At 67.4% G+C, this 17,824-nt stretch carries 11 protein-coding genes and 1 tRNA gene; 4 read left to right on the top strand and 8 right to left on the bottom strand.

Annotated features, from left to right (window positions below; all coding sequences use genetic code 11):
- Nucleotides 1–41 precede the first annotated feature (41 nt).
- A complete protein-coding gene (locus IB225_RS17120; protein ID WP_192312978.1) occupies nt 42–404 on the top strand; it encodes a hypothetical protein in 363 nt (120 codons plus the stop codon).
- A gap of 48 nt (nt 405–452) precedes the next feature.
- On the opposite strand, the gene bioC is transcribed toward IB225_RS17120, so the two are convergent.
- From bioC to bioB, 4 genes are all read right to left on the bottom strand, one after another.
- Nucleotides 453–1,352, bottom strand: coding sequence for a malonyl-ACP O-methyltransferase BioC (gene bioC, locus IB225_RS17115; RefSeq protein ID WP_192312975.1), 900 nt, complete (start codon nt 1,350–1,352; stop codon nt 453–455).
- Nucleotides 1,349–2,125, bottom strand: coding sequence for a pimeloyl-ACP methyl ester esterase BioH (bioH, locus tag IB225_RS17110; RefSeq protein ID WP_192312972.1), 777 nt, complete (start codon nt 2,123–2,125; stop codon nt 1,349–1,351). Before bioH ends, bioC begins: the two co-directional genes overlap by 4 nt.
- 56 nt (nt 2,126–2,181) lie before the next feature.
- Nucleotides 2,182–3,381 carry an 8-amino-7-oxononanoate synthase gene (bioF, locus tag IB225_RS17105; RefSeq protein WP_192312969.1) on the bottom strand — a complete coding sequence of 400 codons (1,200 nt, stop codon included), beginning with the start codon at nt 3,379–3,381 and terminating at the stop codon, nt 2,182–2,184.
- Nucleotides 3,382–3,498: 117 nt separating this feature from the next.
- Nucleotides 3,499–4,575 carry a biotin synthase BioB gene (gene bioB, locus IB225_RS17100; RefSeq protein ID WP_192312967.1) on the bottom strand — a complete coding sequence of 359 codons (1,077 nt, stop codon included), beginning with the start codon at nt 4,573–4,575 and terminating at the stop codon, nt 3,499–3,501.
- Nucleotides 4,576–4,635: 60 nt separating this feature from the next.
- On the opposite strand from bioB, the gene IB225_RS17095 reads away from it, so the two are divergent.
- Nucleotides 4,636–5,340 carry a ComF family protein gene (locus tag IB225_RS17095; RefSeq protein WP_192312964.1) on the top strand — a complete coding sequence of 235 codons (705 nt, stop codon included), beginning with the start codon at nt 4,636–4,638 and terminating at the stop codon, nt 5,338–5,340.
- An 18-nt stretch (nt 5,341–5,358) separates the two neighbouring features.
- On the opposite strand, the gene IB225_RS17090 is transcribed toward IB225_RS17095, so the two are convergent.
- Nucleotides 5,359–6,762: a DUF11 domain-containing protein gene (locus tag IB225_RS17090; RefSeq protein WP_192312961.1), complete on the bottom strand. Its 1,404-nt coding sequence runs from the start codon at nt 6,760–6,762 to the stop codon at nt 5,359–5,361.
- Nucleotides 6,763–6,877: 115 nt separating this feature from the next.
- The gene (gene ubiA / locus IB225_RS17085) at nt 6,878–7,780 is read right to left on the bottom strand and encodes a 4-hydroxybenzoate octaprenyltransferase (RefSeq protein ID WP_192312959.1); all 903 of its coding nucleotides are present in this window, start codon (nt 7,778–7,780) and stop codon (nt 6,878–6,880) included.
- Nucleotides 7,781–7,879: 99 nt separating this feature from the next.
- Here ubiA and IB225_RS17080 point away from each other — a divergent pair.
- Both IB225_RS17080 and IB225_RS17075 read left to right on the top strand, forming a co-directional pair.
- A tRNA-Arg gene (locus IB225_RS17080) sits at nt 7,880–7,956 on the top strand.
- A gap of 114 nt (nt 7,957–8,070) precedes the next feature.
- Nucleotides 8,071–10,746, top strand: a complete 2,676-nt coding sequence (locus IB225_RS17075; RefSeq protein WP_192312957.1) for a serine/threonine-protein kinase — start codon at nt 8,071–8,073, stop codon at nt 10,744–10,746.
- A gap of 38 nt (nt 10,747–10,784) precedes the next feature.
- Here the strand turns inward: IB225_RS17075 and IB225_RS17070 are convergent, their stop codons facing one another.
- Both IB225_RS17070 and IB225_RS17065 read right to left on the bottom strand, forming a co-directional pair.
- On the bottom strand, nt 10,785–14,492 hold the full coding sequence (locus IB225_RS17070; protein ID WP_225584011.1) for a hypothetical protein: 3,708 nt from the start codon (nt 14,490–14,492) through the stop codon (nt 10,785–10,787).
- 11 nt (nt 14,493–14,503) lie between these two features.
- Nucleotides 14,504–17,824: OmpA family protein (locus IB225_RS17065; protein ID WP_192312955.1), on the bottom strand; the 3,321-nt coding region annotated here is incomplete at its 5' end.

Genomic DNA, 17,824 nt, shown 5'->3' with positions numbered 1-17,824 from the left:
GTGCGGCGAATCGCCGGCGTTGGGTCAGGGGGTGACCCGTCATGTCGTCAATCTCGGATTCAATCATCGGCGAGTACCCCACGGAAGGCTATGTGGAGGCGCTTCTGACGGTCCGCGAAGGTCCGGGCCTTCGTGTCTGTGTCGCCATTGCGGATCAAGGTCGCGCCGTCACGATACAGGCCGCCGAACGAATCCTGCCGGTCATTCTCCAGAGCATTCCCGACGTCGAGACGATGGCCGCCGCGACCACTGGCAGCACCAGCCCGGCAACCGTGTTCGATGTCTGGATCTACCCCGATGGAACCACCTCATACACCTGCGGCTTCCTTGAGGGAGAGTCGGAAGGCGAACTGACGTTCGTGAAAAGAAACACGAACGGTCACCTTGAGCCGTCCCACACCTAACAGATCGCATAGGCGGACGCTGCCTCGTTGGACGACTTGATTCCGGCGCTATTCGCCTTTCCGGCGGATCGGAATCTTCGACAGCGGCATGGCGGCGATGTCTTCGCCCTGTCCACGGATCGGTGCGCCCGGCGGCGGTGCCCACGCGTGGGCGTAGATGACATCCCATGTACTGGGCAATTTGCCGTCCTCGCGGCGCAGCGGCTCATAGGCCGCCGCCGCCGCCGCGAAGCGGGCGCGGCCGGTCAGCGTGTGGCGGCGACGTTGCAGCGCATTGGTGGCGCCCATCGCACGCAGCTCGCGCATCAGCGCAGGCAGGTCGTCGTAGGTCAGCGTGAAGCGGTCACGATCGAGCACCGGATCGCGGAATCCGGCCAGCATCAACGCGTCGCCGAACTGGGCGATCGGCGGGAACGGACTGACATGGGGCGTGTCGTCCGCATGCGCGAACGCGTCGCGCAACTCCTGCAGGGTTTCGGGACCGAACGTCGAACACACCAGCAGACCGCCCGGCTTCAGCACGCGGCGGAATCCGTTGAAGGCGGCAGGCAGGTCGTCGACCCATTGCAGGCTGAGATTGCAGAACAGCACGTCGACGCTGCCCTCGGCCAGCGGCAGCGCACGCAGGTCGGCGCAGACGCGCTGGAACGGTTTCCACCAGCCGGCCTGCTTTTTCGCTTCGCGCAGCATGGGCAGCGCGAGGTCCAGTGCGATGACCTGCGCCTTCGGCCAGCGCTTGCGCATCGCGGCGGCGGCGTGCGCGGGACCGCAGCCCACGTCCAGCACCACCTTCGGATCCTTGGCGTCCGATCCCTGACGTAGCGTCAGATAGTCCAGCGACTCCATCAGGCGCTTTTCGACTTCGTGCTGCAGCGCCGCTGCGGCGTCGTAGCCGGCGGCGGAACGCGAGAACGCGCGGCGGATATGACGCTGGTCGAACGTACTCATGCTGCGTCGTCCTGCGACAGCGACTGCAGGAAGCGGTCGACCTCGCCGGCCACGACATCGGCATGACCGAGGAACGGCGCGTGGCCGCCGCCTGCGATCTCGACGAACTGCGCCTCCGGCGCTGCCTGTGCCGCCGCCTGCATCGCCTTCGACGGCACCAGCAGGTCGCGGCGACCGGCCAGCCACAGGCTGGGCACCGTCAGCGTGGGCAACGTCGTCCGCAGGTCGGATTGCTCCAGCAGTTGCAGGCCGCGCTGCAGCGCGGCGGGCGCGGGTTCGCCGCGCGCGTACAGATCCTGCTTCAGCGTACGCAGTTCCGCGCGGGCATGTTCGGAACCCAAGGTGTCCAGCGCGAGGAAGCGTTCCAGGGTACCGGCGTAGTCATTGCGCAGGTCATCGCCGAACTGCGCGAACACGCTGGCCTCCACCGCATGCGGCCAGCCCTCGCCTTTCACGAAGCGCGGCGTCGCGGCGATCATCGCCAGCCCGCGCACCTGCCGCGAAGCGGCGGCCGCATGCAGCGCGAACAGGCCGCCCAGCGACCAGGCCAGCCAGACGGCAGGCGGTGTCCGCGCGAGCACGGCATCGACGGTGGCCTCCAGCGTCAGCGCCACGTCGGTGTCGCGGCTGTGGCCATGTCCGGGCAGGTCGACGAGATGGAGCGTGTAGCGGTCGGACAGTCGCTGCACCAGCGGCGCGAACACGCCGCCGTGCAGCGCCCAGCCATGCAGCAGCACCAGGGAAGGGCCGCTGCCCAGGGTTTCGATATGCATGCCGCGTATTGTCGCCGATCCCGCCCATTGCGGGACCGCACGGAGGGGCGATTCCGTCAGGCGACAGCGCCGTGCACGCGCTGCACGGCATCCCACGAACGCGCCAAGGCCGCCACCAGCCCATCCACGTCCTGCAGCGAATGCAGGGCCGACAGCGTCACGCGCAACCGCGCCTTGCCATCCGGCACGGTCGGCGGACGGATCGCCGGCACCAGGTAGCCGGCACTGTCCAGCGCGGCGGAAAGGCCCAGCGCATTGGCATCGCTGCCGCACAGCACCGGCTGGATCGGCGAATCGGAGGCCATCAGTTCCAGGCCGGCACGCTGCGCGCCGGTGCGGAACCGGTCCACCAGCGACTGCAGCTTGTCGCGGCGCCACTGGTCGCGACGCGCATGCTTCACCGCGACGCGCGTCGCCGCCGCCAGCGCGGGCGGCATCGCCGTGGTGTAGATGTAGGGCCGCGCGGTTTCGGCCAGGTGCTGGATCAGGGTTTCCTCGCCCACGACCACGGCACCGTAGCCACCCAGCGCCTTGCCGAGCGTGACCAGTTGCAACGGCACGTCGGCCACGCCCATGCGCGCCTCCGCCACGCTGCCGCGCCCCTCGGGCCCGCGCACGCCGACGCCGTGCGCGTCGTCGACGAAGAACAGCGCCTGCTGCATGCGCGCGACGAGGCTGAGCGACCGCAGCGGCGCGCAGTCGCCATCCATGCTGAAGACGCCATCGGTGACCAGCATGGCCGCGCCTTCGGGCTGCAGCTTCAACTGGCGCAACGCGCCTTCGGGATCGAGGTGCGGGTAGCGGCGCAGCTTCGCACCGGCCAGGCGGGTGGCGTCGAGCAGGCTGGCGTGGTTGAGCCGGTCCTGCACGCAGACGTCGCCGTCTTCCAGCAGGGCCTGCTGCACGGCGAGATTGGCCAGGAAGCCGCTACCGAACAGCAGCGCACGCGGGTAACCCAGCCAGTCCGCGATGTCGCGCTCCAGCCCTTCGTGCGCGGTGTGGTGACCGCTGACCAGGTGCGAAGCGCATGCGCCGGCTCCCTCGCGAGCGGCCGCGTCCTGCAGCGCGTTGCTCACTTCGAACTGCTGCGCCAGCCCCAGATAGTCATTGCTGCTGAACTCGGTCAGCCAGCGGCCGTTGATCTCGACCTTGACGCCGTCGCGCCGCGTCACGGTGCGGCGCGTGCGTTGCCTGCCCAGCGCGATGCGCTGCTGGCGCTGGGCGAGGATGCGGTCGTGCAGGTCGGTGCGGGTCATGTCGGCGGGCCTGGCATGGGAGAGCGCCGGAGCGCATGCGGGCATCGACGACGACACGCCGGCCCGCGTTTCCGCGCCAGCGTCCTTACGTCAGGTACTGCCCCCTGTTGCCCCGACTTACGCCGCCCGACCGCAGGACGGCTCGGAACGGGTGATGTCGGCGTGCACCGTACCGCTGCCCGGGGCATCGGTTCTGTGATGGTCGTGCACGTTTTCCACCTGCACCTCCATCGGCCGCAGTCCCAGGCGGGCGAACAGGGCCTGGTCGCGCGCGGTGTCCGGGTTGCCGGTGGTCAGCAGCTTCTCGCCATAGAAGATCGAGTTGGCGCCGGCCAGGAAGCACAGCGCCTGCAGTTCGTCGCTCATCGCCTCGCGGCCGGCCGACAGCCGCACCATCGACGCCGGCATGACAAGGCGGGCGACGGCGATCGTGCGGACGAACTCGAACGGGTCCAGTTCCGTCGTGCCGTGCAGCGGGGTGCCTGCCACCTGCACCAGCCGATTGATCGGCACCGAGTCCGGGTGCGACGGCAGGTTGGCCAGCGCCTGCAGCAGGCCGGCGCGCTGGTCGCGCGATTCGCCCATGCCGACGATGCCGCCACAGCAGGTCTTCATGCCGGCGTCGCGGACGTGCTCCAGCGTGTCCAGACGGTCCTGGTACTGGCGCGTGTGGATGATGTCGCCATAGAAGTCGGGCGCGGTGTCCAGGTTGTGGTTGTAGTAGTCCAGCCCGGCGTCCTTCAGCGCGTGCGCCTGTTCGCCGCTCAGCATGCCGAGCGTGGCGCAGGTCTCCAGGCCCAGCGCCTTCACGCCGCGGATCATCTCGGCGACCTTCGGGATATCGCGATCCTTGGGCGAGCGCCACGCGGCGCCCATGCAGAAGCGCGACGCGCCGGCCGCCTTGGCCTGCGCCGCCTTCGCCAGCACTTCGTCGGCGCTCATCAGCTTCTGCGCGGACACGCCGGTGTCGTAGCGTTGCGCCTGCGGGCAGTAGGCGCAGTCTTCGGGACAGCCGCCCGTTTTCACCGACAGCAGCGTCGAGACCTGCACTTCCGCCGGGTCGAAATGGGCGCGGTGCACGGCCGATGCCCGGTGCAGCAACTCCGGGAACGGCAGGTCGAACAGGGCCAGCAGCTCGTCTCGCTGCCAGTCATGGCGCAGGACCGGCGCGGCGGAAGAAATGTGAGCGGACATGGCAGCCTCGGCGGAATACAGTCGGGAAGTCTGGAAACCGGGCTTCGCCCTGTCAACCGCATGGATGCACACGAAGTTGACGGCGGCTGGCGTCGCGCCACCCGCCTGCTGTTCGCTCCCCGATGCCTTGTCTGCCGCGAACGTGGCCACAAGGGCGTCGATCTGTGCGCATCGTGCGCCGAACAGCCCCCCTGGAACCTTGTCTGCTGCGAGCGCTGCGGGCTACCGATGCCGGTGGCTGGCGCGTGTGGCGACTGCCTGCGGAAGCCACCGGCGCTGACGCACACGCGGGCGGTATTCGTCTACGGATTTCCGCTGGACCGGCTGGTCCCGCGCTTCAAGTTCCACCGCGACCTGGCGGCCGGGCGCCTGATGGCGGGACTGATGGCCGGGTCGCTGGCGTCGGCGCCGCGGCCGGACGCGATCGTGCCGGTGCCTTTGCATGTCCATCGGATGCGACAGCGCGGCTACGACCAGGCGCTGGAACTCGCGCGCCCGCTGGCCGCCTCGCTGGGCCTGCCCTTGCGGACAGACCTGCTGCAGCGCGTCCGCGCCACGGCGCCGCAATCCGAGCTGGATGCGGACCAGCGACAGCGGAACGTTGCCCGGGCCTTCGTCGTGCCGCCAGCCGTGCTTCCTCCGCCTCACGTGGCGCTGGTCGATGACGTGATGACGACGGGCGCCACCCTGCAGGCCGCCGCCCGCACCCTGCTCAAGGCAGGCGTCATGCGCGTGGATGCCTGGGTCTGCGCGCGCGTGCCGTGAAGGCACGCCATCGGGCGATCAGGGCGTGAGGCCCGTGGCGGTCACCCGGCACTGCAGCGTCAGCACGATCTGCCCCCCCACGGGAAACACGGGAATCGTCACGCCCGTGCCCGTCAGGCTGGCGACCGGCACCGTCGCCCCTGGACAGCTGGCTCCTCCGGACGCCGCGCAGACCGCAGTGGCCACGGGATCCGTGCAATCCAAGCCCACCCCGGGAGTGTCGCGGATCACCGTGCCATTCGCGGCACTGGGACCCGGATTGCTGGCAGTCACCGTGTACGTCACCACGCTGCCGGACAGCGCCGTGGTCGGATTGGCGGCCTTGACGATCGACAGGTCGCTGCGCGGGCGCGCCGTATTGGTGACGGCGCAGACGATCTGGTCGTTCGCGACCGGCGTGACGTTCCAGGTCGGTGATGCCCCGGCCGGGGAGAACGCCGTGCCGTTACGCGTGCAGCTGATCGACGCGGTGTACGCACCGGCGAGCGTGGACGCACTGCCCGCTGCCATGGTGTCGCGCAGGTAGTAGGTCGTGCCCGTGGTCACGGCCAGCGCACCCGTGCTGGCCTGCTGGCCCACGCCGATGCCGGACGTGGTGGCTTCGCGCACGGTGCCGGCCGTCGACGTTGTGCCGATCTGCACGGTGAACTGGTCGGTGGCATCGGCACGTAGCGCACCGAGCACCTTGTTCAAGGTGATGGTGGTGCCGTTGCCGGTGATCGAGCCATTGCAGCCGGTCGCACTTGCGGCGGCGGCGGGATCGCGGAAGGCCGTGGACGGAATGATCACCGGGCTGCCGCTGCCGGGCAGTGTCCAGCGCAAGCGCGCATGGTTGATACCGCCATGGTTGAGCCAGTACATGCGCACCAGCGCGCAGCTGTTCGCGTTGGCGGCGGTGAAACTGCCAAGACTGACGTAGGTGTCTTCGTTCGCCGTCCAGTCGTTGACCGTGCCGACGGGTACGTCATACGACGCAGTGCGGTAGGACGTGTTGGCGTAGTCGCTGGAGAATCCCAGTTCCACGTTGTCGTCGTGCGCGATGCTGACGGTATAGGTGCCCGCCGCCGGGAACTGGACCAGCGCATACGACACGCGCCCCATCGCCTGCAGGTTGCAGGAGGCGACGCTGGTGGCCGCGGAATCCAGGTTGCAGAGATGGTTGGCCGCCTGCCGGTAGTTGATGTCGGCCGCCGTGCCGGTACGCACGGCGTTGGCGGGATTGGCGGCGATCGCACGCAATGCATTCAAGCGATCGGCGCCGGTGCCGGTGTTGTTGGCGAACGTGGGTGCGCCCGCCGGACCGGTGTAGGTCGTACCGACGCGCGAGTTGCCGCGGTAGTCCTCCCAGCGGACGGTCTGCGCTGCTGCATTACCCAGACAGGCGGCCAGCAATGCACCCACGATCCAGCGCCCGTACTTCAACGAAAGGAATTCTGCGATTCCCGTGCCCCTGTCTTGTTTCTCCATCTCACATTTATCGCTGTCACATCGAATAATGTGAAACGTATCACGCTACTTCGACGTCATCGCACGCGCGCTATGCCGTTCGGCGGGCCAGATCCAACGCCAGTCCGGCGAAGATCACCGCACCTACCCAGTTGTTGTGCAGGAACGCGCGAAAACAGGCCGCGCGTTCGCGATGACGCGCCATCACGAACTGTGAGATGACGAACAGGATCGCAACGCCCACGCTCGCCCAGTAGTACATGCCAAGGCCTGCCTGACGCCCCACGAGATACAGCGCGATGAACACCAGCGCATACAGCACGCCCTGGATGACCAGATCCAGATCACCGAACAGGATGGCGGTGGATTTCGATCCGGCACGGAGGTCGTCCTCACGATCCACCATCGCGTACCACGTGTCGTAGGCCGTGGCCCACAGGATGTTGGCGCCGTAGAGCACCCACGCCACGGGCGGCACGTCGCCCTGCACCGCAGCGAACGCCATCGGGATGCCCCAGCCGAACGCCAGTCCCAGATAGACCTGCGGCAGATAGGTGTACCGCTTGAGGTAGGGATAGCTGGCCGCCAGGAACAGGCCCACGACACTCAGCCAGATGGTCAGGCGGTTCATCGTCAGCACTAGCGCGAACGCCACCAGCATCAGCACCGCGAACACCACCAGCGCCTCGCGGCCAGAGACCGCGCCGGTCGCCAGCGGGCGTCCACGCGTGCGTTCGACCTGCGGATCCAGCCAGCGGTCCGCGTAATCGTTGATCACGCACCCCGCCGATCGCGTCAGCCACACACCGGCGGTGAATACGAACAAGGTCCACCACGACGGCACGCCGCCCGCCGCCAGCCACAGCGCCCACCACGTCGGCCACAGCAGCAACAGCACGCCGATCGGCCGATCCCCGCGGACCAGTTTCCAGTACTGGCCCAGCCGTTCACGCCAGCGCGGCCCTTCGGCTTCTTCAAAACGCTCGTATCCCATGCGCGAAAGGGTATCAGGCCCGCCCACACGTCCGGATTTCCGGGCGCGCGCGCCGAACTGGGCCACCGCGCCGGTTTGCGGCTAGAATGCATGCCCCGTGCGCCCGTAGCTCAGCCGGATAGAGTAGTGGCTTCCGAAGCCATTGGTCGGGGGTTCGAATCCCTCCGGGCGCGCCATCCTTTCTTCTTTTCCACGCGCACAGCCGCGAAGCGCGATACCCTCGCGCCAATGGGCCCATGGTCGCCACGCATCCGACATGCGCGACAGCCTGCCCCCACCGACTGTCGCTGATGTCCGATCTGCAAGCCCGCGCGCTGGAGCTGTTCGACGAATACGTCGAACTGGCTCGCCCGCAACGCGCGGCCGCGCTCGCCCGACTGAAGGCCCGCGATGCGCCGCTCCACGACGCCCTGGCCAGACTGCTGGCCGCGGACACCTCCCCTAGCCAACTGGAAGGCATCGCCTTCGACGCGCTGCTGGACGCGCAGGCGGGCGACGATGACGATGCCTCGTCGGTCCGCATCGGCAACCGGCTGGGCCCCTGGCGTATCGATCGCGTCCTCGAGTCCGGGGGCATGGGCACCGTGTACGAAGCCAGCCGCGCCGACGGCCAGTACGAAAAACAGGTCGCACTGAAATGCATGCGCGCCGGGATGTCGTCGCCGGCGCTGATCGACGCGTTCATGCGCGAACGCAACCATCTGGCGCAGCTCGACCATCCTCACATCGCGCCACTGCTGGATGGCGGTATCGAAGCGGATGGCAGGCCCTGGTTCGCGATGCGCCTGGTGCGCGGCACGTCCATGGACCTGTGGGCAGACCAGCAACGGCTGTCACTCGCCGACCGCGTCCGCCTGTTGCTCCAGGTCTGCCAGGCGCTGCGCTACGCGCATGGTCGCGGCGTACTGCACCAGGACATCAAGCCAGGCAACCTGCCGGTGTCCGCCGACGGGCGGGTACATCTGGTCGATTTCGGGTTGTCGGCGATGATCGATGGGCTGGAAGCCTCCATGTCGCCCCAGATCGCCGTCTCCAACGGCTACACCGCGCCGGAAGTGCTCGCCGGCGGCACGGCGTCCACCACAAGCGATCTCTATTCCGTTGGCGTGATGCTCTACCGGCTGCTGGTCGACGACTGGCCACGACCGCTTCCGCCCCTGCACGCCAGCCTCATCGGCCTACCCGCCACCGCGCCCGTGCAACCTCCGTCGGAACTGGCCGTGACGGCATCGGCGGACATCGCATGGAAGCGCAGGTACCGCAATCCTCGACAGCTGCAGCGCCATCTCCGCGGCGATCTGGATGCCATCGCCCTGACCGCGGTCGCGTCGTCGCCCGCGGATCGCTACGCCACCATCGATGCCCTGATCGAAGATCTGGAACGCTGGCTTGCGCGCCGCCCCGTACTGGCCCGCGGCGGCGGACACGCCTACGCGACCCAACGCTTCCTGCAGCGTCATGCACTCGCCAGCGCCCTTGCCGGCGCCGTGATGGTGGTGGGTGCCGGCGGTGCAAGCGTTCTGGGCTGGTTGCATCTCCAGGATCGCCAGGAACTGCTCGATGCGCAGGCGGTGTCCGCCGTGTTCGAACGCACCCTGGGATCGGTGACGCTGTCAGGACTCACTGAAACCCGCCCCTCATCGACGCGCATGCTCGAGCGGACCGAGCGCGAACTGCGCGCGCTGCCGGTGCGATCCGATCCGGCCATCAAGGCTAGGGCGTTCGCCTCGTTGGCGCGCAGCTATGCGGCCCTGGGCGAATACCCCCATGCCCTTGCGCTGGCCAGCGAAGCGAACGGACTGCTGGCGGACGACAAGGCCGATCCATCCGACACCCAGGCCATGCTCGCCACGCTGCTCAACCTGGAAGCCCGGCATGCCGACGCACGCGACATCGCCACGCAGGGACTGCAACGCGCTTCCTCCACGCGGCCTGCCGGCGATCCTGCCACGCTGGCGCTGCTGGTGGAGCTCGCGCGCGCGCACTGGGGCCTGTCGGAGTACGACGACGCCTTCAATGCGCTCGCCTTTGCACAGGAGACCGCTTCCGCCGCCTCCACGCCCGCTGCTCTCGATGCACGCATCGAGTTGCTCGTGCTGCGAGCACAATGGCACCTGCAACTGCTGGAACTACAGGAGGCGGACAGCGACCTGCAACGTGCGGCGACCCTCGCACGCGACAGCACACCCTCCGTGGTCGATAACGTCGACGAGACCCGGCTCGCATTGCGGCTCCTGCAACGGCGACACGCCGAAGCCGGACAGTTGGCTGACACGCTGCTGGCTTCACGCCGTCAGCGACTGGGTCCGGACCATCCGGAGACTGCACGGAGCAGGCGGCTGCAACTCGACGTCGCCGAACAAGCGGGCGATGCTTCGACGCTCACGCCGGACGCACTGCAGTCGGCGCACAAGGCCATCGTGGCCGCCTACGGAACCCGGCACCCCGAGTACGCTCGCCAGCTGCTGCTGGAGGCGCGTGCGACCGCAGGCGGTGACGCGCGCAAGCAACTGGACCTGGCACGACAGGCAACGCAATTGCTCGAAGCCACACTGGGTCCGCGCCACCCGACCACGTTGCTCGCCAAGGAAGAACAGGCCCGTGCACTGCTTGCGGTCGCTGCGTTGCCGTCCGACTCAACCCGCGATCCGCTGCTGGACGAAGCAAAGGGACTGCTGCAGGAAGTCATCCACGCCAACGGCCAACGCCATTGGCCCTCGCCTACCGCCAGGTATTGGCTGGCACGGGCACTGACGCAACGCCACGATCCCGCCGCCCCCTTGCCGGTCGCCGAACGGCAGCAGGCAGAGACCCTGCTCCAGGATGCGCTGGTGGAAGCCAGCCGCCACTACGGCACGACTCACGCGACAACGACGATGATCCGCGACGCGCTCGTCCACGACTTTCAGCCGTCCGCGACTCCACCTGCCTCGTCATCGATTGAGGCAGGACCTTCCATGCAATAAGCGTTCGACAGGCGGACGACACATCGTCCGCCGCCGGGTCAGTAGGTGCCGACCAGGTTCAGGAACCAGCCCTTGTGGTCGTAGTCGAAGTCGGTCAGGTCGTCGCTGAACTCGGTGAAGTTGTAGCCCACGCCGATCCGGAAGTTCTTGCTGAGGTCGCGATCGACACCCAACAGGAAGCCCTGCTTCGAGCCACCGTCGTCCACGTCGAGCCAGCGGTACTCCGCCAGCGCGTGCCACTGCGTGCGCAGGTCGTAACGCACCTGCGCCGCCGCGAACGTAGTGGCCGAATCCAGCCACACACCCGTGCCGCGCCCCATGCGCACCTCGCCTTCACGACGCGCCAGCTTGCCGGCGAACTCCCAGTGCTGGTCCAGCTTGTACACGCCTTCGAACGACAGTACCTGCGACTTCTGGTCGTAATCCGCCCCGCCGACCTGGCCCAGCGTGGCCAAGTCATACAGGTAGGTGTAACGACCAAACAGGCCCCAGCGCTGGTTGTTCCACGGGCGGTAGGCAAAGCCCACGTTGCCCTCGATGAAGCGCGCGCTGGCCAGCGGATCCAGTTCGTCATCGGTATCGGCGTAATTCAAACGCGCCGCGATGCGCCAGCTCTCGTTGAACTTGTGTGTCAGACGGTTGGTGCTGACCCATTGTTCGCGCTGTTCGGCACCGTTGTCTTCGCGCCACTCCAGCTTGCTCTGCCAATCGGTATCCGGCGACGTGCGGCCGCCCGAGATACTGACAGCGCGGCGATCGACATCTCCACCCGTCGCGTTGGTCAGTTCGCCATCGGACAGGGTGAAGCCCAGGTTCCAGCCCTGCGCCGGATAGAAATCCATGCCGAAGGTGTGCGCGAGCCCGGAGGCATTGCGCTCTTTCAGGAACTGGCTTTCGTTGTACAGGTTGACTTGGTTGGACAGGCGCCAGCGCTGGCCGAGCGTCCAGCCGTTCTGCGAGCCGCGATTGAACAGCGAGTCGTAGTCGGTGGTGTCGGTGGAGTAGGTGTAGGCGCCGTAAACCGAATGCTCCGCGGTCAGGCGATGCTCGGCGTTGACCGTGGCCGCTTCGCCACGATCACCCGTGGTCGCTTCCGCACCGACCGACGACTGGTTGCCGTACAGATACTTGCCGCCCAGCGTCAGCGCGTTGTTATCGGCGTACTGCCCGCCATCGTCATCCAGCGTCACCTGCCCGATACCGTACAGCTCAAGCGTGCTGCCGAAGCGGTGCAGGTACTTCAGCGCGCCCAGCGTGCCGGCGGCGTCGGCCGCGGTGCCCTCCTGATCCACGCGACGTACTTCCGCACTGAAGGTGCTGGCGTCGTCGACGCGCCATTCCAGCGTGGCCTGCGCCTGGGTCAACGACTCCGCGCCGCTTTCGGCACGCGTGTAACGCGTGTACAGCCCCAGGTTGGGGGTGAACTGGCCCAGCAGCTCGGCACCGTATTCGGTGATCGGGCGACCGGTGTCGTAGCGCGAGATGGAATAGCCGGCACTGGTATTGCGCCACCACGCGCCGATGCTCCAGTCCTGCTCGGTCCAGCCCAGCTCCTTGAAGTTGGCGCGCGCCTCCAACGACTTGGCATCGCCCTCGCGGAACAGCGCGGTGTCGTTCTGCTGGATGAAGCTCAGACCACCGTTGTCCGAGAAGAACACGGGCGCACCGAACGATTCGGTCTGCGCGTACTCGGCCTTGATGTAGGTGCCCTTGCCCGCCTGCAGCGTCAGGTCGCCGCCCGCCAGCGTGTAGTCCTCACCCGCGCGGTTTTCCTGCACATAGGTGGCACCGACACCGACATGGTTGCCGAACCAGTGCTTGCCGCGGAATCCGGCGGTGACATCATCGGCGTCGAAGCCGGACGGCACCCATTCGTAGTCCACGATCAGGCGTTGTTCGAAACCATCCAGCGGCAGGTCGCGTGTCAGCGTGGGAATGTTCTCGCGGGTGATCTGCGCCAACGGTCGCGTCAGCAGGACGCGGCCCTGCAGTTCGTCGATCTCGTAGTCGGTACCGCGCTGCAGAACCACACGGTTCTCGGTGCGGCCCGTGGTCAGGTCACGGATCTCCAGCGTCACCACGTCCGAGCCCGGCAGCAGGTCGGTATGGCGCAGGTAGTACAGGCTGCCGCCAGTACCGATGAACTCGTTGTGGCCGGGTGCGGTTTCAGCCTGCGAGCCGAACACGCGCAGTTCGCTGCCCGGGTCGCCCCACCGGTTCGTCGCGTTGGAACGCCAGTTCAGCGCCGCGCCGTACAGCGAGCGCTGGTACTGCGCGTACTCCGTGCCGGTGATGCCGGTGCTGTAGTTGCCCCACAGTGCCTGGTTCTTGTCCCAGTCCACGCGCAGATAGAAGCGGCCCATCGTGTCCACGTCGCGGTACGTCGTGGAGTCGTCGCCGTAAACCGGATAGTAGAGGTCCGGATCGAGGCGGCGGAACACGTCCTGCGGATCGGCCTCGGTAAAACCGTTGAACAGGCGGTCGAGATCGCGCTGGGTGGTGTCGGCCTGCGCAGTGACGAGGTACTTGCCTGCGTACTTGGCCTTGCCGTAAAACGCCAGGCGGCCGTCGCTGATCACGTCGTCCTGATAGCGCGTGTCGTTGGCGAACGCGGCACCCGAACCACTGACCTTGTTCTGCGCGATGGTGACGTCGGCCAGGCCGACGCCGAAGAAGTAGCGCCCGGTGACGTCGACGTCCAGCGTATAGGTCGACTTCGCCTCTTGCGCGTCCGTCCCGCTGCCCACGCCGATGTCGAAGCGATGCCGCCCCACGGGCACGAGGTACTCGGCGACGAATTTGCGTTCGAGGTCGATTGGGTAGCTTTCGCCGTTGATCGTCAGCTGGCCGCGCTCGGGGACGTTGCGGCCCTGGATGCGGATGCGCGAACCGTAAAGTGCGATGTTCTGCTGGCGCAGACCGTTGTCGGCGAACACGGTGTCGAGCAGGCTCTGCGTCTGCGCCTGTTCGCCGCTCATCGCGCTGCCCAGCGAGCGCTCCACGCTGTTGCGCAGCAGGTCGGTACCGCGTTCGGCCTCTTCCGGCGACACCAGCTGCAGGGTGCGCGGATAGGTCTCGTCGAAGCTGTCGCCCTCGCCGTACGCCCGCAACACGTAGACCAGCTCATCGCCCTTGCGGAAGGGATACTTCGAAGGCAGTGCGCCGTTCCACTCGGTATGGCTCACCGCCGCGACATCCAGCGGCACGGTAGCGATCGGCTCGATCAGATCGGCGTCGCTGCTGCGATACAGCGAAATCTCAAGGCGCTTGATGAACGCCGGATAGTTGCCGCGTACGTAGAACTGCACCGGCTTGGTAACGCGCTGCCCATCGAACGCCACCATCGTCGGCGCGGACACCGACAGCTCGGGCTGGCCCAGTGTGGGATCTTCCGTTGCCCAGATCACGCCGCCGCCCGGCAGGTCGATGGAGAACTTGCCCATCGCCGTCGCCTTGCCCGGCTGCTCCGTCGCCACGCTGACGCGGCGATCGGGCTGCAGCGCGCTGGACGAGGAGTGCGCATCCGTGCCGTGCGTGACCGGCATGTCGTAGCTGCGCGTGCGCAGGCGGAACAGCAGGCCCTCGTCGTTGCTGCAGGCATCGCCGGTGCAGTCGACCGGCTTCTCCACAGCCTCACCCCTCTGTTCGGGCGAGGCCGTCGTCTGCGCGGCCGCCATCGGCGTGGCGCCCGCGAGCAGGCCGATCAGCGTGTAGTCCAGCAGCTTCATCTTCATACGCTTCTTCATGATCCGCCCCCTCACTTCCGCACGCCGACAGGGGCTGTCGGATCGTTACTGGCTTCCACGCGAACCTTGGCACGCACCTCCGGGCTCAGACGCTTGGCGATGGCCTCGTAGACGGCCTTGGCACGCCGCATGCCCAAGGCCGTGTTGTAGGCATGGGAACCGCGCAGGTCGGTATGGCCGACGATGGCGATGCTGCCGCCGCCGCGCTTCTCCAGCGAGGTGGCGATCTTGTCGAGCAGGGTTTCGAACTCCGGCCGGATGGCCGACTTGTCGGTATCGAACAGGACCGTGCCGAGCAGCGCACCGCCTTCGTCGACGCCCACGACGAGCGAACCCGGGTCGTCGACACTGCCACGCGCACTGACCACCAGCGCCTTCGCGGCCGGACCGTCCAGCTGGGCCAGCAGCGCGCCCTTGACCGCCTCGGCGCGCTGGAAGGCAAGGCCTTCACTGTCGCCATTGGCATTGATCACCACTTCGCCACCCTGGTGCTTGCGAACCTGCGCGGCCATCGCTTCGATGACCGGCTGGTACTGCTCGCGTACCTCGGCACTGCCCGGGGCGAAGAACACGTCGCCCAATTCCAGCTCGACCAGCTCCTCGCCACCTTCGATCACCTGCTCCGGCAGCTTCACGCCAAAGTCGAAGCGGACCGGTACACCCGGGGTGATGCGACGCAGCAGCGGGTTGTCGGTGGTGAATTCCGCGCCGGTGGGCAGCGTGGACGGATCGACCTTCAGGATGAAGTTGCGACCGCGCTCCCACGCGCCGCCCGACACGCCAGCCAGGTGGTAGCGGCCGAACTGGTCGGTTTCGATCAGCAGGCCTTCCACCGACGCGATACGCACGCCCGGGATACCGCGCTCATCGATACCTGCATTGCGGATGACGTAATCGACCACATAGCCGCCTTCGCCCTGCGACACACGACGTTCCACCGTCGGCGCCGCAGCATTCAGGCCCTTGGCCGCGTCACCGGACTGCTCGGTGCGGGTATTGCCTGCCGCGTCCATGCGCACCGTGACGCCCTGGTCGTTGGTCAGCACGAAGTCGTCGGTGAAGCTGACGTCACTCAGGCGCTGGCGGATGACCACTTCGTGCGCATCGATCGGCTCGGCCACCGACTGGCGACCAGCGACCTTGCCGACCGCGATGCCGTGCAGCATCGGCGAGCTGGCATCCGGCTCCGGCTGCGGGCCGGCACCGCGATCCACGGTGGTGGAGTTGGCGATGTAGGCAGCCGGCGCAAAGCCGCCCTGCACCTTGACGCCACTCAGCGCGGCACTGTCCTGCCAGCCGTCACCATCGCGGTCGTTGAAGACCGTACCCATCAGCAGGCTGTCGTCGATCAGCGCATCCGCCGTCAGCGTCACCTCAGCGGTGGCCACGTTCGACACCGGCTCGTCAGTGATCGAGCGTACTTGCGCCTGGTTCACGTGCGTGCCCGGGCGAACACCGGCACCGACGCGCATCACGTAGACCAATGTGGCGGTCTCACCCGCGCGCACGTCCACACCTTCGATGCGGATCGGCTGGTTACCCGACACCGTCGCCATCTGGTCGGCGTCACCGGCCACCAGCGAACCTTCGACATAGCTGAAGCCGGCCGGCGGCGTGTCGATGATGCGACCGTTCACCAGATCGCTGCTGCCCACGTTCTCCACGGTCAGTGTGTAGCGGACCAGGTCACCCACCTTCACCTCGCGCGCACCCGCCGATTTGCTGAGACGGATCTCAGGCAGGTTGACCTGATGCTCGGTGCTGCAGCTCTGGCAGGTCGGCGGGTCGCCGGTCGGATCCCCGTTGTTGGCCACGACCACGTTCGACACGCGGCCGTTTGCCGAGGCGGCAACGGTGGCGGTGTAGGTGAACGTGTGCGTGCCCACCGCCGTACCGGCCGGCAAGGTGCAGGTCATCGTGGTGCCGTTGTACGCGCAACCTGCCGGCGTGGCGCCCAGCGTCAGTCCCTGGCCGGGAGTATCGACCAGCGTCATTGCCGCACGCGTTGCCGCCTGACCCACCTCGACCGACAGCACGTAGGTGATCACTTGGCCCGGCTGTACGACGGTGCCGCTGGCCGGGTTCGCGCTCTTGTTCACCAGGATCGTCGGCGACGCCACCGGGGTTTCGACATCGCAGTCCGTCGCACAGACCGGGTTGTCATCGCTGGTGCCGACCACGGCGTTGCGAACCACGCCCGATGCCTGGGCATTGACCGTGGCGGTATAGCTCACTTCATACACGCCCGGCGTCGTGCCAGTCGGCAGGGTGCAGACCAGAGGCTGGGTGCCCGTGCAGGTGTATGCGCCCGCGCTGGTCACCGTACCGAACGTCAGGCCGGCGCCCAGCGTATCGGTCAGCGTCAGCACGCCGGACGTCGGCGCCGCGGCGACCGTGGTGGTGAGCGTGTAGGTGATCACATCGCCTGCCACGACCTGGGTCCGGCCGACCGGCAGCACAGCCGTCTTGCCGTAGCTGATGATGGCCGGCAGCGGCTCGGTCACGATCGTTTCGGTCTGGCAGCTGCCCTGGCATGTCGGGGCATCGTCGCCCGTCGCGACCACGGTGTTGCGCACGAAGCCCGAGGCGAGGTCGTTGACGATCGCGGTGTAGGTCACGACGTACGTGCCCGGCACCGTGCCGGACGGCAGCGTGCACACCAGCGGATTGCCATTGCCGCAGCTGTAGGGACCTGCGATCACGTTGGCCAGCGTCAGACCGGTTCCCAAGGTGTCGGTCAGCGTGACCGGCGCGGTGGTTGCCGTGTCCGACACCTGGACCTGCAGCGTATAGGTCAGCGTGTCGCCAACCGACACTTCGGTCTGGCCGACCGGCAGGATGACCGACTTGCTGTAGTTCACCTGCGGGACTTCAACCGGAGTATCGATCGTGGTCGTGCAGGTCGGATCCGTGCTGCCCGCCGGGCAGGCCGGACCGGTGACGAAGGCCGTATTGCGGATGTTGCCCGCGGCGGCGTCCGCCTGGGTGACCGTGTAGGTACCCACCAGCTGGCAGATCGCACCGGGGGCCACGCTGGCGCATGCGACGCTAGCCGGCGTGGTCATCGGGTCGTTCACCACCACGTTCGCCAGCGTCGTGTTACCTGTGTTGGTCAGTGTCACCGTGTAGGTCAACACGTCGCCCACGGCGGCCAGGCCACCCGTGCTGTCATTGGTCAGCACCTTGGTCAGGGTCTGCGACGGCGTCTGCGTGATCGGCGTGGTCGTCGTGCCGGTCTCCGGATCGGTCTCATTCGAGTCCGCCGTCGCCGTGTTCACCACCTGGCCCGCGTCAACGTCCGTCTGCTGCACGGCATAGCTGCCCGTCAGCGT

Source organism: Pseudoxanthomonas sp. PXM02, from assembly GCF_014851805.1.
Taxonomy (GTDB): Bacteria; Pseudomonadota; Gammaproteobacteria; order Xanthomonadales; family Xanthomonadaceae; genus Pseudoxanthomonas_A.
This window is presented reverse-complemented; position numbering and strand designations above follow the sequence as displayed.

What these genes read in the sequence shown, in the direction of transcription:
- IB225_RS17095 (WP_192312964.1), top strand. Translation starts at nt 4,636, where the DNA reads ATGGATGCACACGAAGTTGACGGCGGCTGGCGTCGCGCCACCCGCCTG.
- ubiA (WP_192312959.1), bottom strand. Translation starts at nt 7,780, where the DNA reads ATGGGATACGAGCGTTTTGAAGAAGCCGAAGGGCCGCGCTGGCGTGAA.
- IB225_RS17075 (WP_192312957.1), top strand. Translation starts at nt 8,071, where the DNA reads ATGTCCGATCTGCAAGCCCGCGCGCTGGAGCTGTTCGACGAATACGTC.
- bioF (WP_192312969.1), bottom strand. Translation starts at nt 3,381, where the DNA reads ATGACCCGCACCGACCTGCACGACCGCATCCTCGCCCAGCGCCAGCAG.
- IB225_RS17070 (WP_225584011.1), bottom strand. Translation starts at nt 14,492, where the DNA reads ATGAAGAAGCGTATGAAGATGAAGCTGCTGGACTACACGCTGATCGGC.
- IB225_RS17120 (WP_192312978.1), top strand. Translation starts at nt 42, where the DNA reads ATGTCGTCAATCTCGGATTCAATCATCGGCGAGTACCCCACGGAAGGC.
- bioH (WP_192312972.1), bottom strand. Translation starts at nt 2,125, where the DNA reads ATGCATATCGAAACCCTGGGCAGCGGCCCTTCCCTGGTGCTGCTGCAT.
- bioC (WP_192312975.1), bottom strand. Translation starts at nt 1,352, where the DNA reads ATGAGTACGTTCGACCAGCGTCATATCCGCCGCGCGTTCTCGCGTTCC.
- bioB (WP_192312967.1), bottom strand. Translation starts at nt 4,575, where the DNA reads ATGTCCGCTCACATTTCTTCCGCCGCGCCGGTCCTGCGCCATGACTGG.